Annotated in this window: 14 protein-coding genes; 2 read left to right on the top strand and 12 right to left on the bottom strand. The window is 56.4% G+C overall.

The window, feature by feature from the left end; translation table 11 throughout:
- Nucleotides 1-21 precede the first annotated feature (21 nt).
- Complete coding sequence (locus tag BJI67_RS13260; protein ID WP_070073427.1) at nucleotides 22-1242, bottom strand: type II secretion system F family protein; 1221 nt, start codon at nucleotides 1240-1242, stop codon at nucleotides 22-24.
- Nucleotides 1243-1269: 27 nt separating this feature from the next.
- Complete coding sequence (gene pilB / locus BJI67_RS13255; protein ID WP_070073426.1) at nucleotides 1270-3000, bottom strand: type IV-A pilus assembly ATPase PilB; 1731 nt, start codon at nucleotides 2998-3000, stop codon at nucleotides 1270-1272.
- A 262-nt stretch (nucleotides 3001-3262) separates the two neighbouring features.
- On the opposite strand from pilB, the gene BJI67_RS13250 reads away from it, so the two are divergent.
- Together BJI67_RS13250 and BJI67_RS17035 are read left to right on the top strand one after the other, a co-directional pair.
- The gene (locus BJI67_RS13250) at nucleotides 3263-4486 is read left to right on the top strand and encodes an oligosaccharide flippase family protein (RefSeq protein WP_070073425.1); all 1224 of its coding nucleotides are present in this window, start codon (nucleotides 3263-3265) and stop codon (nucleotides 4484-4486) included.
- Nucleotides 4487-4548: 62 nt separating this feature from the next.
- The gene (locus tag BJI67_RS17035; RefSeq protein WP_083250879.1) at nucleotides 4549-5640 is read left to right on the top strand and encodes a glycosyltransferase family 4 protein; all 1092 of its coding nucleotides are present in this window, start codon (nucleotides 4549-4551) and stop codon (nucleotides 5638-5640) included.
- Here BJI67_RS17035 and BJI67_RS13240 read toward each other — a convergent pair.
- The 10 genes from BJI67_RS13240 to BJI67_RS13195 all read right to left on the bottom strand — a co-directional run bounded on the left by BJI67_RS13240 (nucleotide 5629) and on the right by BJI67_RS13195 (nucleotide 16190).
- On the bottom strand, nucleotides 5629-6456 hold the full coding sequence (locus BJI67_RS13240) for a glycosyltransferase family 4 protein (protein ID WP_197513113.1): 828 nt from the start codon (nucleotides 6454-6456) through the stop codon (nucleotides 5629-5631). The genes BJI67_RS17035 and BJI67_RS13240 overlap by 12 nt on opposite strands.
- A 200-nt stretch (nucleotides 6457-6656) precedes the next feature.
- Nucleotides 6657-7391: a class I SAM-dependent methyltransferase gene (locus BJI67_RS13235; RefSeq protein WP_083250878.1), complete on the bottom strand. Its 735-nt coding sequence runs from the start codon at nucleotides 7389-7391 to the stop codon at nucleotides 6657-6659.
- Entirely contained in the window at nucleotides 7388-8506 is a 1119-nt protein-coding gene (locus BJI67_RS13230) for a glycosyltransferase family 4 protein (protein WP_083250877.1), read from the bottom strand. Before BJI67_RS13230 ends, BJI67_RS13235 begins: the two co-directional genes overlap by 4 nt.
- Nucleotides 8507-8562: 56 nt before the next feature.
- Nucleotides 8563-9438: a glycosyltransferase family 2 protein gene (locus BJI67_RS13225; RefSeq protein WP_070073421.1), complete on the bottom strand. Its 876-nt coding sequence runs from the start codon at nucleotides 9436-9438 to the stop codon at nucleotides 8563-8565.
- Nucleotides 9431-11410 (bottom strand): hypothetical protein, encoded by a 1980-nt coding sequence (locus BJI67_RS13220; RefSeq protein ID WP_156782149.1) that lies wholly within the window; start codon nucleotides 11408-11410, stop codon nucleotides 9431-9433. Before BJI67_RS13220 ends, BJI67_RS13225 begins: the two co-directional genes overlap by 8 nt.
- 89 nt (nucleotides 11411-11499) lie before the next feature.
- Nucleotides 11500-11976, bottom strand: a complete 477-nt coding sequence (locus tag BJI67_RS18125) for a pilin (protein WP_070073419.1) — start codon at nucleotides 11974-11976, stop codon at nucleotides 11500-11502.
- A gap of 224 nt (nucleotides 11977-12200) precedes the next feature.
- Entirely contained in the window at nucleotides 12201-12689 is a 489-nt protein-coding gene (locus tag BJI67_RS13210; protein ID WP_070073418.1) for a pilin, read from the bottom strand.
- 173 nt (nucleotides 12690-12862) lie between these two features.
- The gene (locus BJI67_RS13205; RefSeq protein ID WP_070073417.1) at nucleotides 12863-14221 is read right to left on the bottom strand and encodes a sigma-54-dependent transcriptional regulator; all 1359 of its coding nucleotides are present in this window, start codon (nucleotides 14219-14221) and stop codon (nucleotides 12863-12865) included.
- On the bottom strand, nucleotides 14218-15957 hold the full coding sequence (locus BJI67_RS13200) for a two-component system sensor histidine kinase NtrB (RefSeq protein WP_070073416.1): 1740 nt from the start codon (nucleotides 15955-15957) through the stop codon (nucleotides 14218-14220). The genes BJI67_RS13205 and BJI67_RS13200 overlap by 4 nt, the downstream gene beginning before the upstream one ends.
- A gap of 2 nt (nucleotides 15958-15959) precedes the next feature.
- The gene (locus BJI67_RS13195; RefSeq protein WP_070073415.1) at nucleotides 15960-16190 is read right to left on the bottom strand and encodes a PP0621 family protein; all 231 of its coding nucleotides are present in this window, start codon (nucleotides 16188-16190) and stop codon (nucleotides 15960-15962) included.
- Between the last annotated feature and the right edge of the window lie 23 nt (nucleotides 16191-16213).

Raw genomic sequence — 16213 nt, 5'->3', positions numbered from 1 at the left:
CGTCTCCCGCCAGCAGAGTGCTTAGACGACCTTGCCGAGATTGAAGATCGGTAGGTACATGGCGATGACGAGACCGCCGACGATCACGCCGAGAATAACCATGATCAAGGGCTCAAGCAGGGTGGACAACCCGTCGACCATCACGTCGACCTCTTCCTCGTAAAAGTCGGCCACCTTGGACAGCATGTTGTCGAGTGCGCCAGATTCTTCTCCTATAGCCACCATCTGCATGGCCATGTTGGGAAACAGGTTGGTGTATTGGCGCATCGATTGGCGCAATTGAGTCCCCGAGGCGGTATCCTCGCGCATTTTCCGAGTGGCTTCGGCATAAAGCATATTGCCGGTAGCGCCTGCGACGGATTCCAGCGCCTCGACCAGGGGGACGCCTGCAGCGAACATGGTTGAGAGTGTGCGTGCGAAACGGGCGATGGAGGACTTGCTGGCCAAAGCACCGAAAATTGGAACATGCAGGGTCCAACTGTCGATCATGCGGTGGAAAGCTTGTGAGCGCTTGTATCCACGAACGAATGCCCAGACGCCAACGCCGATACCGCCAAATATGGCCCACCACCACGCCTGGAAAAGTTTTGACAAGTGGATCACGAAGAGCGTGAATGCGGGCAGGGATGCACCGAACCCGTTGAAAAGCTTCTGGAATTCAGGCACCACAAAGATTAATAGGATGCTTGTGACGATGAAGGCCACGCTGACCACGGCTGCAGGGTACATCATCGCTTTTTTGATCTTTGCTTTGATGGCTTCGGTTTTTTCCTTGTAGGTGGCGATCTTGTCGAGCAGGGTTTCGAGAGAGCCCGATTGTTCGCCGGCATGCACGAGGTTGACGAAAAGTTCGTCGAACTGCTCAGGGTATTTGCCCAAGGCATCGGCGAGTGTATTGCCGCCTTCGACATCGCCTTTGAGCCCGTAGACCATCTTTTGCATGGCCGGCTTGTCATGCCCTTGCGCGATGATGTCGAGCGCCTGCACCAAGGGGACACCAGAGCTCATCATGGTGGCGAGCTGGCGCGCAAATATTGCGATATCCTTGCCGTTGATCTTCTTGCCGCCACCGAACAGCGATTTGGCTTTTTTGCGGATTTTGGTCGGGTTGATACCTTCCCGCCTGAGTTGCGACTTGAGCAGAGCCTCGCTTTGCGCTTCGTATTCGCCCTTGATGCGGATACCTTTGCGGTCCACACCCTCCCAGACGAAGATGGATTTGCTCAGTGCCTTCTGTGCCATAGCGGGTCTCTATGCGGGTTGTGGCGGTCAGTCCTTGGTAACGCGATTGAGTTCGTCCAAGCTGGTGATGCCGCTGCGTACCTTTCTGAGCCCAGATGTGCGCAGGTCATCGATGTCTTCTTTTTTTGCCTGTTCTGCGAGGTCCATCGCGTTGCCACCGGCCATGATCAGTCGGCCCATCTCCTCCGATACCGGCATGACCTGATAGATGCCAAGGCGTCCCTTGTAGCCGCTGCTGCATTTGTTACAGCCCTGTGGATTGGCCTTGAAAATCTTGAGTTCTGCGACCTCGTCCGGAGAAAAGCCTTCATCGATCAAAGTCTCGTGTGGCACGTCGTGAGGCTGTTTGCAATGTGGGCACAGTCTACGTGCGAGCCGTTGTGCAATGATCAGGGAAACCGAGTTTGCGATGTTATATGTTGGCACACCCATGTTCATGAGGCGTGTCAATGTTTGTGGGGCGTCATTGGTATGCAGGGTCGACAGGACCAGGTGTCCTGTTTGTGCTGCCTTGATCGCGATTTCAGCGGTCTCGAGGTCGCGGATCTCACCCACCATGACCACATCCGGGTCTTGACGCAGAAATGCGCGTAATGCCTCGGCAAAGGTTAGGCCCACTTTCGGATTGACGTTGACCTGATTGATGCCGGGCATGTTGATTTCGGCTGGGTCCTCTGCCGTCGAAATGTTGCGATCCTCGGTATTGAGAATGCCGAGTCCCGTGTATAGCGTGACGGTCTTGCCGCTACCGGTAGGCCCGGTGACGAGAATCATGCCGTAGGGGCGTTTCAGTGTGTTGAGGTAGATTTCACGCTGATCCTCCTCGAAACCCAGAGCTTCGATACCGAGCTTGGCGCTGCTGGGATCAAGTATACGCAGCACGATCTTTTCGCCGAACAGCGTGGGCAAGGTGTTCACACGAAAGTCGATTGCCCGGTTCTTGCTGATCTGAAGCTTGATTCTTCCGTCCTGAGGTTTGCGCCGCTCGACCACGTCCATGCGCGACATGACCTTGATTCGGGAAGCGATGCGGGCTGACATCGCGACAGGAGGTCGGGCGACCTCATGCAGCATGCCGTCTACGCGCAGCCGCAGGCGGAAGTACTTCTCATAAGGTTCGAAATGGATGTCCGACGCGCCGCGCCGGATCGCATCGAGCAGCACCTTGTTGACATAACGGACTACGGGAGCGTCGTCCTGATCCGCAGTAGTGGCTGTGTTTTCGTTTTCTTCTGGAGCGTCGGCGACCTCGAGTTGGTCGAGGCCTTCCAAATCAGAATCGCCCATCAGGTCCGTCATGGACGAATCCATGGCATTGAGGGCATCTTCGATGGCGCGGTCGAGCTTGTCGTCCTCGACCATCAGTGGTTCGGTTTGGATCCCGGTATTGAACTTGAGTTCGTCGACCGAAGCCAGATTCATGGGGTCTGCAATGGCGACGAACAAGCGGTTGCCGCGTTGGCATAGGGGCAGTGCGCGGTTCTGGCGTACAAACTTCTCGGTGATCAGGCCCTTGGGCAGGTATTCAATGTCGAATGCCTCCAAGTCAAACAGCGGGATACCGAACTCCTCGGCTGCAGCCAAGGCGACTTGGCCGGCGCTCAGCCGCCGTTCCTTTACCAAAAGGCTGACTAGAGGTATACGTTTCTGCTGGGACTGTTCCTGCAGCCCGTATGCCTCATCTTCTTTGAGTAGTCCATTACGAACCAGGTGGCGCGCGAGGCCGCTGAGTCTCAATTGCGCCGCAGGAGTTGACATATTATGGGGCTCCCGGGGACTCTGCATTATTAGCTTAATAATGTCAGTATGTTAGCGCTTACACGTACAAAGTCAATGTAGGTGTTGTGGGCGAGTGTTGAGTGCTGCCATTGTCTATCTACTAGGTCTATCTACTAGCGAAGGTTCTAGCGTTCGTAACGGTCAGGATGCATGTCGCATGAAATGGCGTAGCAATGGAGGAAGAGGTTACCGACGATGGTTGTCGTGGCGTCCAGGCCGACTAGCGATCGGGACATTGCTGATGAGTCTGGCGATGTGGGGCAGAACCCTGGGGCAGGGGGTTGTGTTTCTTATCGTTGCACGTGTGTTGGGTGTTGATGGATATGGCGCGTATGCGGCCGTTTTGGCACTAGCTACGGCGATGGGTACCTTCGCAGGGTTGGGGGCATCGACTCTGATGCTGCGGAATGTAGCGCGTGACCCCGCTGCATTTGCCGGTGCCTGGGGCGATACTCTGGTTGTTCTTGCCGTGACCGGTCCGATTCTACTCGCACTTTACGGCGCGTGTGCATGGGCCATATTGCCAGTTGGCATTTCGTGGGTTGCGATCTTTTTTATCGGGGTTGCTGAACTCATTTGCATGCCGTTCACTCTGGCCTGTGTGAATGCATATCAGGGGCACGAAAGGATCGGTCGTGCCGCCAGGCTAGTGTTGCTGCCTATTTTGCCGCGTATTGTGGCGGTGGTGTGTTTGTTGATAATTGCTCCGCGGCTGGCAGCAGCGAACAGGTTGGGACTCTGGGCGTTGTTGTACTTTCTCGCCAGTCTCGTCTCGGCAGTTTATATGTCGTTGATGATCAGAGAGGATCTGGGTAGACCGCGCCTGCCGGCGCTACGTGCGACGCTGCCGGTCATGCGCCGGGGGGCAGCCTATGCCGTGGGCGGAAGCGCTCTCAAACTCTATGCCGACGTAGATAAGATCATGTTGGCACGTTTGGCCGATCTAGCGGTGACTGGAGCCTATTCCGCCGGGTATCGCGTGGTCGATCTGGCAGTGATTCCATTGCATGCGCTGTTGATGGCTGGCATGCCCAGATTTTTCAAAATGGGCGCGAAAGGAAACGTCTCCATGTTGAAATCCGGTATGACGCTGCTGCCATTGCCGTTGCTGTATGCGACTGCTTCCGCCGCTCTCCTGTTCTTATTCGCCAATTGGTTGCCTGTACTTCTGGGGAACCAATACCAGACAGCGGTTGATGTGCTGAAATGGTTGTGCTGGCTGCCGTTGATCAGTTTGCCCAGATTACTGACTCAGAATCTGTTGATTGGGAAAGACAGGGAACGGGTCGTTGCCCCGGTTCTGGTGGCTGGTGTTGCCGTTAACGTGTTGTTGAATCTGTGGCTCATTCCACTTTGGAATTGGAAGGGGGCGGTAGTGGCCACGTATGCAGCCGAAGTCGGCATGGGGGTGTTGCTATGGAGAGTTATGGTCACGTCAGAAGGGCGAAAATCCTGTTCGACGTAAATCGTTGGCTGATCAATCGATGATGGCTCTGTAAGCATTGATGGCAGGTTCTGGTGATTGAAATGAGAATTGGTATTGATGCGACACCTTTGTCCGGCAGAATAACGGGTATCGGTCGCTATGTTTTGCAAATTATTTGTGAATTAGATGAAAAACTTCCGGAAGCGGAATTTTTCCTATATAGCCATACCGCACTGGTTGTGGATTTGCCATCAAGCCGATGGGTATCCCGTGTAGGAGGTTGGCGCTTCCCTTCCTCGTATTTTTGGTTGAAGCGTTATATAAGCAAGCATTGTGAGTTAGACAATATAGATGTCTTCTGGGCTTCGAGAACGCTTGCTCTACACAAGAGAAGAAATTTAAAAATAAAGATATTAAGTACAATATATGATCTGAATTATTTATTGTTTCCTGGGTCCATGCCTGGGCTCACGCGTCTTGCACATCGCTTGTGGTATGTGGCGGATGTGAGTTCGGCCGATGCGCGAGTTGCGATTTCTGCGGGTACGGCGTCACGCTTGCAGAAGGAACTAGGTATTCTCACTGATGCTATCGCGCGCCCTGGTGTCACATCGCCGTTTGGTCCTCAAGATAAGGCGGCTTCGGCTGCACATCTGCGTGACCTGGGCGTGGAAAAGCCCTATTTTTTGGCTGTAGGTACGCTCGAACCCCGTAAAAATTTGGAAACATTGCTGCACGCTTTTGTTCGTGGCAAACAAAAGGGTGGCTTGCTGGGTTATCAACTGCTCCTCGTTGGAGCTCCGGGTTGGAAAAATCGTAGATTGAAAGGTTTGTTGGAGGAAGCAAAGACGCAGGGCGTTCGCTGGCTGGGTTACGTTAGCGATGAACAACTTGCCTGTCTCTACGCAGCTGCCGAGGCCTTTGTTTTTCCGTCACGTTATGAGGGTTTCGGTATTCCTGCTCTGGAGGCGCGTACCTGCGGTGCTCGTGTGCTTGCTACGGATATTCCCGAAATCAGGGAGGCTGGCGGTGAAGATGCTGTGTATGTGCCGCCCACGGTAGAGGGTTTTGAAGCCGGGTTCGACACCGTGTTGGCAAGGCCGCGGCCAGCAGCATGTCCTGCTCCCGGCTGGCACGAGGCGGCCGAGGTGATGGCGGCGGAATTGCGTCGCTTGGCGGCCTTATCTGGATAACGTCGATTCATACAGCGCTATGTAGCAGTCGATCATGCGTCCCATATCAAAATATTCGATCACACGCCGCCTAGCGCCAATTCTTAAAGAATCGAAAACTCCTTTGTCCTCCGCAAGACGGCGTGCCGCCTGAGCGAATTCTTCCGGGCTCTCGGGGGAGCAGAGTAGACCAGAGACGCCGTCTTCCACCACTTCGGGCAGCGCAGAGCCGTTGGTGGCGACGACCGGTAGTCCGCAGGACTGGGCTTCCAGCGCGACCATGCCAAATCCTTCCAGACGTGAGGGAAAGAGCAAAGCATCGCACTCATGGTAGAGCTCAGCCAGCGCATTTTCGTTCTCGCGTCGTGCCAAAAGCCGCACATTTGCAGGTAGGTTGTCTGGGCGGTGGCCTCTTAAGCCCGTCAGCGCCCATAGCTCAAAATCCTTGCCCAGTGTCCGCATGATCGGGGCGAGTAGATCGCAGCCCTTGCGTGCTGACCAGTTACCAACGAATAGGAGGCGAAAGGGATGATGCGCTGAGGTCTGGGCGTGTGGCGGCTGGAAAGGACCATCCGGCTGGATGCCGATGGGGATCACGGAGATGTCACCTGTCCTGAAAGCTTCGCGTGTACGGTCGGCGGTGTAGCGACTGATCGCGACAATATGGCGTGCGCGCCGGATAAGCGCTCGCTCCGTCGGTTTAATCCACCAATGGTGATAAAGTTTCTGCGGCATGCTCTTGTACGGCGCCAGCGCGGGGTCATGCACGCAATGCAACATGTTCATAATGAGCGGCAGCTGGCGAGGTACGAAGCGAGGTGGCAACCAGCTGTTCACGTGTACGACTGTTGCCCATCGTGGTGGTTGGGGGGCGGCCACGCTCCAGGGTGCATACTCAGCGCGATGCGGCAACCAGGTGATTTCTGCGCGTATACCTCTTTCCTGGAGCCCTGCGACAAGTCGTTCGGTGAAGACATCTGCACCGCTACCAGCGCGAATGGCAGGAAACCACACGGCAGGCGTGGGCGGTGCCGTGTTCATGGTCGCCTTAATCTATAGATCAGGGTTGGATTCAGATAAGCCAGCCGGTTCAGGAGTGCATCGGGCAGTTGCGAGATGGCGGCGGCGAGCAAGCCACCGCCTTCGATATCTAGTGTGGTATGCAAGCCGAGAGTTGAGATGTTTTCGAAGGTCAACTGTGCATGGATGAGCATGCTTTCTAGTCGGGACAATGTAGGTGGAGCGCAGTCATAATCGCTGCCACGCCCGCGCAGGCGCAGGTAGGGGCTCCTCCATGCTTGTGGTAGCCAGCTTAGAAAGGCGAGTTGGTAGTGGGGTTCTATCAGCATCCAGCGGTTCGGTACGGCAAGGTAGGCGATGCCCTCAGGTTGCATGACGCGCCGGATTTCGATCAGGTGATCGAGTTGGGCTGCTTCATCCCCAACATGCTCAATGACATGGTTGCTGATAACAACGTCGAAATAGGATTCATGGAACGGCAAAGTGGTGTCCGTCACCAGATGAAACGAATACCCGTCGGGCAGTATCCGCTGATCCGTCACATCCACAGCTGCGACTTCGCAGTGCAGGGATGCGTGGTGAGCGAAATAGTGTGCGATACCGCCCGCCCCCGTTCCGATTTCCAGTAGGCGGATGGGTTGGGATCGACCTTGCAGATCGAGCAATCGTTCTATTTTCTGAGCCTTCATCCACCGGGACATCATGTCATGTGTGGCATGTGGTCGGCGCTTTGGTGCAGCGTTCGACTTCATGGCGTTCCAGTTGCGATGGTGATATCCCGACAGGTGTTTCGTAGATGCACAGCGAATTCTGGCCAAGCGAATTTGGTGGCAAAAACCCGCGCGCTACTGGTAAGTACCTGTCTATCTTCTTCAGAGTTCAGCAGATAGGTGCATACGGCACGTGCAAAGTCCTCGAACTGCGCGGGTGAAATCAGCTCTCCCGAGATGCCCCCGGCTACAGCGTCTCCGATACCACCTACGTCAAAGGCAACGGTGGGCAAGCCGTGCGCCGCCGCCTCAATGGCCACCATACCGAAACCTTCGTTGTCGTAGGGGCGTTGTTGTACTGGGAAAATGGACACGTCTGCGGCGAAATAGGCTGCATCAAGTTCGGGATCGTCATGTGCGCGTGCACCGAGAAATACGACGCAATGCTCCAGACCGACAGCGTGTAGAAATTCATCGATGCGTGCGCGCTCATCGGTGGAGCCGAGTAGTGCACCAGATGGGACGTCGCCAATCACAACGAGTTTCGCTGCAGGGACGCTGGCAATGATGTTGGGCAGTGACCAGCGTATGAAGTCGGCAAGGCCCTTGCGTGCGGTGATCCGCCCGACGTAGAGCATAAGCGGGACTTCGCCTAGTGCGTAGCGGTTGCGGAATTGGGTACGCTGGTCATTCGCCTGAGCTAATTCCGGTAGTGTAACTCCTGGATGCAGAATGCTGATACGTGACCTGGCGACGCCAGCCGCAACCGCGAGCTGGCGGGTGAAGCGGCTATTCACCAGTACGTGATCGAAATGTCTGAAGAACGGGCGCCACGCAAGCCGGTAAATGGGATGCCTGGCTTCGACGTCAAGTCCGTGTAGATAGACCATGCACCGGGCCCCTACGAGACGCGCTGCCAGCCAGGCGAAGGGGGCGGTCAGGCCGCTGCCTGCAATGACAAGTTTCGGACGCAGGCGGAAGGCCTGGTGCAAAGCCGCAAGCTTGATGTGCAGCAGAAAACGCCAAAGCGGCTGGATTGGCACTTCCCTTGAGTCGACTTCTGGAGGCAGATATTCACGGCAGCCCCTTGGGCCTATCACATGAGTGTGCCATTCGGGATATAACCCCTCGACGATGTGCCAGACGAGGCGTTCCATGCCGCCTATTAATGGAGGTAGATTGCGCGTGAGGATGAGAACGTCTGGGCGGTCAGTCAAGGTGAGTCGATATCCGTGCGGGCATACATCAGATTTGCAATCTGCTCGGATATAAGACCAAGCAGGAAAACCAGCGCTCCGGTGATGAACAGAAGCACGCTCATGTTGGTGAAAGTGCCGTTGTATAGGTAGGTATAGATGTAGCGGATCAGACCCAGCGCGAAGAAAAAAACAGCAGCTGGAACAAATACCTTGAGCGGTGAGTAGAGTGTGCCGATTTTGAATATGATCAGCAAAAAGCGAATTCCGTCCCGTAGAGGTTTGACGTGACTTTTACCTTCGCGTCTGAGCGCTTCGATAGGTAGATATGCCACTGAATAGCCCGCCCTGAAAAAGGCCATGGTGGCAGTTGTGGGGTAGGAAAAGCCATTGGGGAGCAGGTATAGGAACTGGCGAAAGCGAGACGCGCGCACGGCTCGAAAACCAGAGGTTAGATCCAGAACAGGATGTCCGGTTACCCAGCTGGCCAGCCTGTTATAGAGCGTATTCGCGGCTAACCGTCCGAGAGAGGCTTGGGATCCGGCGCTCCGCGCACCGACTACCATATCGAACCCCTCGCATAGACGTTCGATGAGAGGTGCAACATCTGCGGGTTTGTGTTGACCGTCGGCATCCATGAAAACAATGATTTCCCCAGTCGCTTGTCGTGCTCCTGTTTTGATTGCGCCGCCGTTGCCGATGGCGTAAGGGTGCTCGATGACACGCGTGGCTCCCGAGGCTATTGCGACCTCGGCTGTCCGGTCCGTGGATCCGTCGCTGATGAGCAGGATTTCAGCATCAGGATGTCGTCGCCGCAATTCTCCGACCAGCATTTCAAGATGGGCTGCTTCGTTTCGGGCTGGGATCACGATGCTGATATGTTGTTTACTCATTGGCCGCGGCTTTGCTTGGGGGTGGGGGCACTAGTGTGGCGTTTTTCACAGCGGATCGCTCAGCGCGCGTTTTTTCGAGGCGTGCATGTAGGCTCTTAAGGGCGTCGTCAAGATGTCCAAAACGATTTAGTGCGCGCAGCTTCGCCATATTAGCTTCTGCTTGTTTGTATAGCCCCAGATAAATATTCAGTTCGGCGAGGTTGACCCAGTACTGGGAAACGTCTGGTGCAAGCTTAACGGCTTGACTCATTAAATCGTATGTCAACGGAAAATTATGCAGCGTGTTCAGCGTATAGTTGCTGTAGATGGTAGCTAGGTTAGCGTTGCCCGGGTTGTGTTTCATGGCGACGTTGAACATCCGAATCATGGGTTTTTTGGGGAAAGCACAGCCATGGGTACTGCAATTGACCATGGCGGTCAGTCCGTTGATGTCTTGGGGCGTCAGTGGTGGGTGTGCCAGGATTCTGTCGACGTTCTGCCACCACTGCTGCTTGAGGGGGAGTTTGAGTTTTGCATGCAGAATCAGCAGCGCACTTGCGGGGAGAATACTTGTGTGCGGTACGGCTTCGGCCTTTTCCAAAGCCTTTGTCGCAAGCGGCAGCATGGGCGACTGCGCGTTATCCACTAGGTTTGCATAAGTACGACCGAGGCCATAGGTGGCGCGTGGCGAATGTGGATGCGCCGCCGCCGAAATTATCGCAAAGCGGATAGGGTTGGCCCACTCGTGAACGCGCAGGGCAGTAATGCCGGCATATAGGGCGATCAGACCTGCAATCAGGACCCGCCGTGCCATGGCAAGTCGCTCGATCGGGGATTCCAGCAGGGTCATCGAGAATAGTGCGAGTAGCAATCCGAAATCTGGCAGATAGTTGCGTTGTTCGAAGACGAGTTCCAGGTTGAAAATGGTCCCAGTGAGCAGTTGGCCGCCTAGGAACCATAGAATGCCCAGGCTCAGCAGGGGGCGTTGCCGCCGTTGCCAGACTGCCAGTGCTACAAGACCGGCAATGCCGAGCATCGAAAGCAAGGTGGTCGGCGGTGAGAGAAGACCCGTGGAGAATGGGAAATCATCGTGGTATAGGCTAAGTACACCCAGATTGGGGAGTAGAGACCAGGCGATATAAAGCAGCATTACGCGTGGTTCGGTGAGTAGACGTTCCCACATGGTGAAAAGTCGGCCGGAGTGTTCGAAACTGGCATGTATCCCCGGCCACATCCAGATCAGACCAAGCACGCCGGGTAGAACAAGCAGCACCAGATACATGACAAATAAGCGAGGGTCCCGTCGTCCGTCCGCGCGGGCGAAGCCGAAGAGCGTGAATTCGAGAATGAGGGTGTAGACGGGGATGAGTGCGCCGTCTTCCTTGGCCAGCACACTCAACGGCGCGAAGATCAGAAATCCCAGAAAGATCAGCCATAGGCCGGATCTGCCTTCGAGCATACGTAAGCGACCCTGGAGGTATAGGGCAATAGCGATCAGTGCGAACGTCGCAGAGAGGCTGGTCATTCTCTGTACGATGTAGAGTACGGCGGTCAGATTGATCGGCAGGAGCAACCAGGCAGCAGCGATAGCGACTGCTGTCCAGGCAAGTAGGGATGGCGAAAGATCGGGTCGGAAACGGCGGTAGGCATTCAGAATCAGTGTGGCAACGACAAACACCAGCAGGCCATTGGCCGCATGAATGAAGATGTTGGTTGCCTTCATGGAATAGGGGCCAGGCCCCCAAAAGTATTCATCCAGGGCGAAGCTGAGCATGCTGAGCGGACGGTCGAGTGGCCCGGAATGGGTTGAAAATGCGGCCGCCATCAGCGTTTGGATGCGCAGGTTATGGATGTGGAGCGTGGCGTTATCGACGATGTTCCCGTAGTCGTCGAGCGTGAAACCGCCGTGTACACCGGGCCAGTAGATAAAAACGGTAAGTAGTACAGCGAGGATCAGGGAGGCCCAGATGAAAAGGCGGCTTCGCATTGGCATGCGTACCTCGAACGGGGAAATCCGGATTGTACCGGACCTGCGCCACAAGTCAGCGGGGTTCGCAGTTGTTTACGACTGGGCGTGTGGGATCAGCGACAAACGGCCGGGGCGTATTTGCCTGGCAGGGTGGCGGTGTTGTTACTCAATGGCGGCAGTGGCGCCTTGCCAGCCGCGTAGCAAGTCCAGGTAATGGTGCCGCCGCTAGAGGCGGGTTGCAGCAGCAGCGTTTTGCCATTGGCCGTGCCGCCCATGTTGTTCTTGAAGGTGATGGTGATCAATCCATAAGCGCCGATCGTGACATTGCTGGTGTTAGTGCCGGAGATGGTCGTGGGCAGACCGTAAACTGCGTTGCTTGCGGGATTGGGGAAAGTGCCTAGATTTGAGTAGGTATCCCAGACTGCTGACTTGGCCGCGTCAGCGAGCGATAGCCCTTCGGTTACCTTGGCGCGGATGGTGTAGTCCTGGTAAGCCGGGATGGCGATGGCGGCCAGGATGCCGATGATGGCCACCACGATCATCAGTTCGATCAGCGTGAAGCCGCGTTGCTTGTGTGCGCTCGTACTCATAATGCGTGCCCGCGTTTTGTATCGTTGTAATAGGCTGTCTATCTATAAATGCTAGCAAACAATAGGCCATCTATGGTGTTGCTTGCCGGGTCGTGGCTTGGCGACGGGCAAAAAAATGCCCCGCTCTAAGGCGGGGCGCCAGCTCAGGCCTGAAGTTCCTGGATCGTTTTGCTTATCGCGTTTGAAGTGTTGTTCGAAGTCTTCAGGTCGCTTGTTGTTGTCAGTTAGCGGCAGTTAGCGGGCACATATTTAGCCGGCAATGGTTTGGTGGTGTTGGGATTTGGCACTGAAACACCGCCCACCGTCTGGGTAGCCTTTGTACCTGCAAAGCAAGTCCAGTTGATACCACCGCCAGTGGGTGTGGCAACGAAGTCAACTTGATCGCCGGACGTGTTGTTACCGAGTTCGTAGTAGGTAATCGTGATCGTTCGTCCTTTCACGCCTACGGACTGGGTATATTGACTGGTTATGGAGGCCGCGGGCGCCAAGCCAAAGTAGCTATTTGTGCCATTGGCACCGCCAAAAGTACCATTTGAAGCATATGTTGACGCCATAGCCGTCTTCGCGGCAGCAGCTAAGTTGATACCGTCAGTGACCTTGGCGCGGATGGTGTAGTCCTGGTAGGCCGGGATGGCGATGGCGGCCAGGATGCCGATGATGGCCACCACGATCATCAATTCGATGAGTGTGAAGCCCTGTTGTACTTTCTTCATGGTGCTCTCTCCAGAATGAACTACGTAATCTGTGGGGTGGCTAGTTGGGCTCTGCGAGCGCCCTGAATAGGGTAATACATGATTCGTGCCAGGAAAATAAGGCTTTTTCTTCCAGTTTAACCGGAGGTTAGAGTCATATTCTGACCTTGTGTGTCAATAAGTGACAAAAAACGTCACTCGATCCCCAGTTTCTTGAGGCGGTAGCGTAGCTGGCGGAAGCTGATACCCAGAAGCTCTGCGGCTTGCGTCTTGTTCCAACGGGTTTTTTCCAGTGCGCGGCGTATGACATCTCGCTGCTGATTGGCCAGTTGAGTATCCAGGGCAGATTCCTGGATGAAATCGGGTACACAAGCCGGGGTGGGGGGGGTGTCCATATTCGTAGCGGGTGCGGACAACTGCAGGTCATGGGTGTGAAGTGTCTGCCCCTCGCACAATGTGGCGGCGCGTTCGAGGATGTTTTCGAGCTCGCGCACGTTGCCGGGGAATGCGTATTGGCTGAGTGCCTGCAGTGCGTCGTCGGCTAGGCTAAGCTGAGGCTGCTGCCAACGTGCCGCGATACGGCCGAGTAGGTGCGCAGCTAGCAAGGGAATGTCACCGGGCCGGTCGCGCAGCGGTGGCGCTTTGAGTTCGATCACGTTCAGGCGGAAATACAGATCCTGGCGAAAGCGGCTGGCGGCGACCTCGGCTGAGAGGTCCTTGTGAGTGGCGCTGAGGATGCGGACATCGACGGAGATTTCCTGATTTGCGCCGACCGGCCTGATGCGCCGTTCCTGGATGGCGCGCAGCAGCTTGACCTGCATCGGGAGCGGCAAGTCGGCCACCTCGTCTAGGAACAGGGTGCCGCCATGCGCGGCCTGGAATAATCCGGGGCGGTCATTGTTGGCTCCGGTAAAACTGCCTTTGACGTGCCCGAAAAATTCGCTTTCCATGAGTTCGGGCGGGATCGCGCCGCAGTTCACCGGCACGAAGGGTGCGGTCCGACGTGGACCTTGGTCATGTATTTGCCTCGCTATCAATTCCTTACCGGTCCCCGATTCGCCGTGGATGTAGACGGGCGCTTGGCTGCGGGCCAGCTTGGCGACGGTGTCGCGAATTGTCTGCATAACGCTTGAGTCGCCGAGTAGCAGTGGGCGGCGGCGTTCTTTTTGCGGAGGCGGGCTATCCTGGTTCAGTTTCAGCGCGCTACCGACCAGTGCGCGCAGGCGCTCCAAATCCAGGGGTTTGGCGACGAAATCGAACGCGCCCGCCTTGAGTGCAGAGATGGCGGTTTCCATCGTGCCATAGGCACTGATGACGGCGATGGGCAGATGGGGTTGCTGCTGTTGGATCAGTTGGATCAATTCGATGCCCGAACCATCGGGGAGTCTGAGATCGGTAAGGCACAGATCGAAACGATTGTCACGGAGCAGTTCCTCGGCGTCGTGGATGTCGCCTGCTGAACGGGTTTCCAGGCCCATGCGCCCGAGAGTGATCTCAAGCAGCTCACGGATGTCCGGTTCGTCGTCGACAATCAATACGTGCTGGATGCTCATGCGCGTCGGTTCGCAGGCGACTGTTGGGCCTGCATTGCTGTAACTTGTGAGTCAATCTTCTCAATATAACGTGCGTTGGCGCTGCTCGCATCCGAGGAAGTCGGTATGGGAGGAATCTGGTGGGGGGCGGCCTCTCTCGCTGCGGGTAGGTAACTGCGGAAGCAGCTTCCTCCGCTAGGCATCGGGATGTATTCAAGATGGCCGCTGTTAAGCGCGCAGAGTTCGCTGGCGATATAAAGACCTAGCCCGGTACCCGATGCCGAGGTGGTGAAAAAAGGTTCGAATAGGTGCGATACCGTTTCTGGGGGTACGCCCGGTCCCTGGTCGATGACGTCGAGCCGGATCTGGGGCGCTCCCGGCGGGCGGTGTGCTGCGAAAGTCAGTACGAGGCGCTCGTCGTCCGGGCGCCGACCATAGCGGCTGGCGTTCTCGCACAGACTCCAGAATATCTGCGACAGGTGTCCTTCATCGCACACGGCAGTCAAGTTGGTGTCGTCAAGATGCAGGTGCAGTTCCACACCGTTACCACCCTGGCTTTCATATCGTTGGCGTAATTCGTCGGCCTGGGTTTGCAGCCAGACTTTCAGATCGAGCGGGCGGGTGCGTGGAGGGTCCTTGCGTGAAAGTCGTAGGACATCTTCCACGATGGCATCCATGCGGATCCCCTGGGTGCGGATGATTTCCACCAGGCGTTTGTCCTGTGGGGATAGGGTTGGGGATTCGTTTAGGAGTTGAGCGGCATGGCTGATGGCGGATAACGGGTTGCGGATTTCGTGCGCGATGCTGGCGGCGAGCCTGCCCAATGATGCCAGTTTGGCCGACTGGACCTGTGCGGCGAGTTCTGCCTGATCCTCCAGGGTGATCAGGGTGGCTTGATTATCGATGCCCAGCGGTATGAAACGCACGCGCAACTCCATGCCTCTGCCCGGTTGCGCGAGGAGGCGGTGCAAACCGTCAGGAGTGGCTTGCCATTGGCGAAATGTGGTGTACAGCGACGGGGAAAGGTTTTCCAGAGACCCTAGCTGGGTGCCTGCCGCGTGTCCCATCAGTTGCCAAGCGGCATTGTTGATCAGGCGGATTTCCCCGTGAGGTTCGGCCACGATAAGTCCGGTGTTGAAGTGTTCGACGATGTGCTCGTTGAGCTCGGCCAGGTTGGCGAGGTCCAGCCCTCGGCGTACGGCGAGCGCTTCGTTGGCGCGCGCGCGATGCGCCAGGGCGGCACTGACCACGGCGGTAACGAAGAGGGCCAGCCCGAGCAGGCCGCTTTGTGTATACGCGCTATCGATCTGCTGCCCGCTCAAATGCAGGTATACCTGATCGAAGAGCAGAAGTAGCGAGGCAGCCGCAGCGGCGAACAGGGCACTCAGTTCCGACAGCAACAAACCGACTGCGCCGATGGCGGGAATCAGCAGGACTTCGACGCCGCTGGTCACGCCACCGCTGTTGTGGGCGAGCAGAATGACGACCAACACGTCGACCGAGGCAAGCAGGGTGGCTTGTACCTGGAATTGAGGCCAGCGCAGCCGTGCTGCGATCATGGCCAAAAGACCCAAGACGAGATAGACGATGAGTGTGTCGATGTAGAGGCGCGGGGCAAGATGGCCCAGTGCGTCCGGGGCCAGCCCGAAGCGCCACAGCGTCAGAAACAAGGTCGCCACGAAGATGCGGTAGATGTTGAACAGCCGCAAGGGCTGCCAATTCTGCTTGTCGTCAGCCGCGAAGTCGCGTTGCGACATAATTAGGTCGAACCTGCTTCGTCGCGGGCCATATGTTCCCGGGAGCAGTAGTGGTGCCCGGCATGAGTCAGCGCTTTGTCGTTTTCCACGAGCAGGCCACAGTAATGGCAGCGGACGACATCGAGCGAACGTGTCGTACGATGGTCCGCGTTGTGCGTGCGGCGGCGTATCAGCGTTCGGTAGAAGTAATAGCCGACTACGGCCAGGGCCAGCAGGAACAGCAATCGCGACATGATGCCCTCGGTGATGGGGTGGC

The sequence above is a fragment of the Acidihalobacter aeolianus genome, from assembly GCF_001753165.1.
GTDB lineage: Bacteria > Pseudomonadota > Gammaproteobacteria > DSM-5130 > Acidihalobacteraceae > Acidihalobacter > Acidihalobacter aeolianus.
Note: the sequence above shows the minus strand (reverse complement) of the source record. Positions and strands in the feature narration are given on the sequence as shown.

What these genes read in the sequence shown, in the direction of transcription:
- BJI67_RS13260 (WP_070073427.1), bottom strand. Translation starts at nt 1,242, where the DNA reads ATGGCACAGAAGGCACTGAGCAAATCCATCTTCGTCTGGGAGGGTGTG.
- pilB (WP_070073426.1), bottom strand. Translation starts at nt 3,000, where the DNA reads ATGTCAACTCCTGCGGCGCAATTGAGACTCAGCGGCCTCGCGCGCCAC.
- BJI67_RS13250 (WP_070073425.1), top strand. Translation starts at nt 3,263, where the DNA reads ATGAGTCTGGCGATGTGGGGCAGAACCCTGGGGCAGGGGGTTGTGTTT.
- BJI67_RS17035 (WP_083250879.1), top strand. Translation starts at nt 4,549, where the DNA reads ATGAGAATTGGTATTGATGCGACACCTTTGTCCGGCAGAATAACGGGT.
- BJI67_RS13235 (WP_083250878.1), bottom strand. Translation starts at nt 7,391, where the DNA reads ATGAAGTCGAACGCTGCACCAAAGCGCCGACCACATGCCACACATGAC.
- BJI67_RS13230 (WP_083250877.1), bottom strand. Translation starts at nt 8,506, where the DNA reads ATGGAACGCCTCGTCTGGCACATCGTCGAGGGGTTATATCCCGAATGG.
- BJI67_RS13225 (WP_070073421.1), bottom strand. Translation starts at nt 9,438, where the DNA reads ATGAGTAAACAACATATCAGCATCGTGATCCCAGCCCGAAACGAAGCA.
- BJI67_RS13220 (WP_156782149.1), bottom strand. Translation starts at nt 11,410, where the DNA reads ATGCCAATGCGAAGCCGCCTTTTCATCTGGGCCTCCCTGATCCTCGCT.
- BJI67_RS18125 (WP_070073419.1), bottom strand. Translation starts at nt 11,976, where the DNA reads ATGAGTACGAGCGCACACAAGCAACGCGGCTTCACGCTGATCGAACTG.
- BJI67_RS13210 (WP_070073418.1), bottom strand. Translation starts at nt 12,689, where the DNA reads ATGAAGAAAGTACAACAGGGCTTCACACTCATCGAATTGATGATCGTG.
- BJI67_RS13205 (WP_070073417.1), bottom strand. Translation starts at nt 14,221, where the DNA reads ATGAGCATCCAGCACGTATTGATTGTCGACGACGAACCGGACATCCGT.
- BJI67_RS13200 (WP_070073416.1), bottom strand. Translation starts at nt 15,957, where the DNA reads ATGTCGCAACGCGACTTCGCGGCTGACGACAAGCAGAATTGGCAGCCC.
- BJI67_RS13195 (WP_070073415.1), bottom strand. Translation starts at nt 16,190, where the DNA reads ATGTCGCGATTGCTGTTCCTGCTGGCCCTGGCCGTAGTCGGCTATTAC.